This window comes from Verrucomicrobiota bacterium (genome assembly GCA_037139415.1).
Lineage (GTDB): Bacteria > Verrucomicrobiota > Verrucomicrobiia > Limisphaerales > Fontisphaeraceae > JBAXGN01.
Genome location: JBAXGN010000324.1, coordinates 1 through 4,019, shown reverse-complemented (window position 1 = coordinate 4,019; position 4,019 = coordinate 1). Strand labels below are relative to the sequence as shown.

Sequence of the window (4,019 nt, the reverse complement as noted above, 5' to 3'; positions counted from 1 at the left end):
GGACTTGCACCCGCTGGCCTGTCAAAGATCGAAGGCTGCACCAGAAAGATGGGAAACCGGACATGGCAAAAAAATTGGGAACCCGATTATGCAGAAAAATTGGCCGGCAGAAATATGGGAACCAACACTTGAGAACCTGAAAATGGGAACGAGCTTCATTTTTAACCACTGATGGACACTGATAAACACGGATTGAAACCAGTTATCGGTTCGCAGTTCGCAGTTATCAGTTGATAACGCAGAGCAGACAGCATGGAGCGAGGAGCATGGAGCGGGGGGCCTAAATGCTGAAAAGCTGACATGCTGACTATCGGTTCGTTGTTCGCGGCTCGCGGTTAAGATCAAGGACTGTTGTCGGTTATCAGGTGGTTGTTAGTGGTTGCTCAAAATGTCCGCAAGCGGCAGGCCTTAAACTCAAACTTTGGTCTGGGGTGTAAAAGCATTTATATCCGGAGCCTTGGGTGGCAGTAAATGGCTGCGGAGCATGGCAATGACCAGGGCAACCACGATCAGTAAACTGGCGGCCAAGACAAACGGCCAGATGTTTGATCGGGTTACGGCGTCTCCGAAGACCACAAAGGCAATTGCCCAGACTGCTTGCAGGGGAAGTGACCAAACCAGGTAGCGGACAAAGTGAATCCCCGAGCACCCCAGCAGGTAGTTTTGGGCGGGCAGGGGAAACCCCGGGGTTAAGCGGCAAATTAGTAATAGCCTGATTTCACCACCGTCATTCATCTGCGGCAACCGGTATGCGCGCTTCGCCAGCCAGGTCTGGATGGGCCGTTTGAGCCAGCGCGACGCCATTTGGTAGGCAATGGCATCATTGGCCGCCAAGGCAAAGACGGATACGAGTATGCCCATCACCGGTCCAAAGCGAATACCTGCCAGTATCCAAAACGGGCTGATCGGAAAACCAACCAGCGGTAGGAACACCATGACGGCGATAAACCAGGCCGAATGGATATCCCGAAAACTGTCAATGAACGGCTGGATCATTTAATTCTGAAATGATTGTTGGGATTTTGCAGAAAGATGAGCCGCATAAAAATGGGAAACCCGACCATGCAGAAAGATGGGAAACCGGACATGGCAAAAATATTATTTGGCAAAAAAATTGACACCAATTTTTTGCGCGAGGTCAGGCTGGCTGGCATTTCCCTGCTTGTTAACTTTCATTGGCAGACAATGTCTTGGGTGCGGCGAAACCGTGTGCGGATGGCAATTTTAAAATAGGTAAAGTTGGCCATAAACGGATTGACTGATTCCCCTTCGGTGCGCGCGCGCCAAACCGCAGGAATTTCACGAATGGTAACCCCAAGCCGTAAAGGCTTGAGCGCCGTTTCCAAAAAAAATGGATGTTTGAGTTCTTCCCAAGCGATGCGATGTACCAGTGCGGTCGGGAAAATCCGATAGGCATACGTCAAATCGGATAGCCGGGTGCCGTAAAGCACCGAAAACATTTTCTGGAAAAGGAAGTTGGCAGCCAACTTGATCGGATGATAACCTTCAAACTGTCCGCCCTTTACCCAGCGAGACGCGGTCGCGATGCCCTCCGGGTATTCCTTTGCCATGGCGATGAGGGTCTTTACCAGCGCGGGATCGGTTTCAAGGTCGGTGGACATCATGACCACATGGCTGCCTCGTGCCAAATCAAACCCATCGCGAATCGCCCCGCCCACAAAGGGTCGTTTTTGAAAATGTAACGAGCATTTGCCAGCCAGTTGGGTTACGATTTCCCGGCAAACCAAGAGGCTTTCCGCCTTGGTGCGCTCGCAGACGACAATAATATACTCCCCTACGTCGTTCGCACACGCCGACTCGATGATATCCACCGTCTGCCGCAACGAATAGGTTTCGTTCAATACTGGCAGGATAATGGATGCCGATTTGAAGGCGTTCATATCCGGGAAAGCCAATCCTGATAGACGGTTTCAAGGGTTTGCTGGATTGAATATTCGGGCTGCCAACCCAGGGCTTTAAGCTTGGTATTATCGCCCAAAAGGAGCGGTTCGTCGGAAGGTCGCATCAGTTGGGCATCAGCCACAACTTCCACCTTTTGTCCGGAGATTTCGATCAGCATCTCCAGAATCTGCCTGATGGTGTAGGTGGTGGACGTGCAGATGTTAATGGGGTCCCCCGGCGCGCCTTTCTGAGCCAAAAGCAGCAACGCCCTGGCGCCGTCACGAACATCTACGAAATCACGTGCTGAAGACAGGTTGCCGACTTTGATAATCGGCGGGGCCATTCGGCGGGTGATCAAGGCCAGTTGACGGGCAAAATTTTGAATGGCGGTGGCCGGCGGGTGGCCGGTGCCCACGTGAATGAACAAACGGGGCAGGAAAACTGCCAAACCGTAGTTCTTGTAATATTGGTATCCCAGAGCTTCCGTGGCTGCTTTACTCACTCCGTACGGGGTGATGGGCTTAAGCAGACGAGCTTCCTTCAGGGGGTTATCCGCCGGCAGCACATCCCCATACGCCGCGCTGGAACATGCTAAAACCACTTTGGCCTTCGGCACCAATCGCCGACACGCTTTCAACACGTTCAATGTCCCGGTGTAATTCGTTAAATGGGTAATATCCTCCATTTCCCAGGAAATACCATTGTACGCTTGGGCCGCCATGTGAACAACCAGATCCGGCTGGATTTTCTCAACAATCCGCTCCAGCGCGTCGCGGTCGAGTATGTCGCAGCGAAGAATGTTCTTTTCCTGGATGGCAGCCATGCGGCTGGCGGCGCTGAACCGTGCAAATCCGAATGTTTCGCAGCCTTGCGAGGTGGCCAGCCGGGCTACCTGGCTGCCGATCATTCCGGTGATTCCGGTGATTAGTACTTTCATAAATTTTTTTCTAACACTTTTGTTCGGGTGGTGGGTTGCTTATCGTACGATCCTCTATCCTTGTGCCAGGTCAGCCAGCCATGCGGTCACGAGGCCGAGTTCTTTTTCCGGGAAGATGCCGATATTGACGAGTGCCTGGTAGCAGGCCAACAGATTCTCGCCCATCGCATTTTTTCCCCGGCGCAGTTTCAGGGCGGCTAGACACTCGATAATCCGATTGGCCTGGAGGTAACCAGGAACCTCATCCGCGAAATCCCGCAACAGGTTGTGCTGATTGCGGTCTTGATGGGCCTCCGCCGCATGAAAGGCCACGCCTTTGCCAATCGCCCAAAGGCAGCGCTGCGCGATGTAGCTGCGCCAGATATCGGTCATTCGAAAGGTGCAAAAGCTGGGCAGATACATCAGCGGGTACGCCTCGGGCCACCACCAGGTGCTTTGGCTATTGAAAGGGCACCATGTGCCTGCGGCCAGGAAAAGACTGCAATTTTCCTGAAAATCAAACGGTTTGTCCAAAACCAACCGCCAGATGGCATCCACATCCGGGCTCCCATTCGCCAAGCCTTGCTGGATGGGTGCGCTGAATTGATCCAGTTTGCCCAGGAGCGTCCGTTTTTTGCCAGGCGCTTTGGCAAGCATTTCCACGGGAAAACCGCGCGGCCAGATCAGATCGGAGCGTTGGGAAAAATGCTCATACACATTATGCCATCCGGCGGCCGTGACTTGCTTGGCTTTGACTTTCAACTGACGCGGCTGCCAATGCGGCAGCGGGGCGTTATCGTCGTCCGTCTCATAAATGCAAGCGGCCTTGCGTTGGATGGCCAGCAGGTAGCCCAGGTTCTTCCTGACGTAATGCCCCTCCGGCAGCAGGGGAGCGAGCTGGAACGGCAATGCGCGTTGCGCTTCAATCGTCACGAGTTCCGCGCCCGCCAAGGGATAGGTGGCGGGGCCTTTTTTGTCGCCGATAATCAGTAATTGGCCTTCGCAACCCGAAAGTTTCCGGCTCAAACGGCGAACCGAACTGGTGGGAGGCTGAATGGTGGTAATTACGGAATAGAATGGAAAGTCACTCGGCATAGGTCTTAAAAAAAATCTGAAACTTGAAAGCTGAAATTGGGAACCCGACCATGCAGAAAAATGAACCGGGTCGAGTAGGACTGAGGCGCACGCAACCTTGCGGTCC

The 4,019-nt window shown here is 53.3% G+C and carries 4 protein-coding genes; all 4 read right to left on the bottom strand.

Going from position 1 to position 4,019, the window contains the following annotated elements:
- Positions 1 to 414: 414 nt before the first annotated feature.
- The 4 genes from WCO56_29165 to WCO56_29150 all read right to left on the bottom strand — a co-directional run bounded on the left by WCO56_29165 (position 415) and on the right by WCO56_29150 (position 3,913).
- Positions 415 to 996, bottom strand: coding sequence for a VTT domain-containing protein (locus WCO56_29165; protein ID MEI7733671.1), 582 nt, complete (start codon positions 994 to 996; stop codon positions 415 to 417).
- A gap of 176 nt (positions 997 to 1,172) precedes the next feature.
- Positions 1,173 to 1,901, bottom strand: coding sequence for a glycosyltransferase family 2 protein (locus WCO56_29160; protein MEI7733670.1), 729 nt, complete (start codon positions 1,899 to 1,901; stop codon positions 1,173 to 1,175).
- Positions 1,898 to 2,839: an SDR family oxidoreductase gene (locus WCO56_29155; GenBank protein MEI7733669.1), complete on the bottom strand. Its 942-nt coding sequence runs from the start codon at positions 2,837 to 2,839 to the stop codon at positions 1,898 to 1,900. Before WCO56_29155 ends, WCO56_29160 begins: the two co-directional genes overlap by 4 nt.
- 54 nt (positions 2,840 to 2,893) lie before the next feature.
- On the bottom strand, positions 2,894 to 3,913 hold the full coding sequence (locus tag WCO56_29150) for an STELLO glycosyltransferase family protein (GenBank protein MEI7733668.1): 1,020 nt from the start codon (positions 3,911 to 3,913) through the stop codon (positions 2,894 to 2,896).
- Between the last annotated feature and the right edge of the window lie 106 nt (positions 3,914 to 4,019).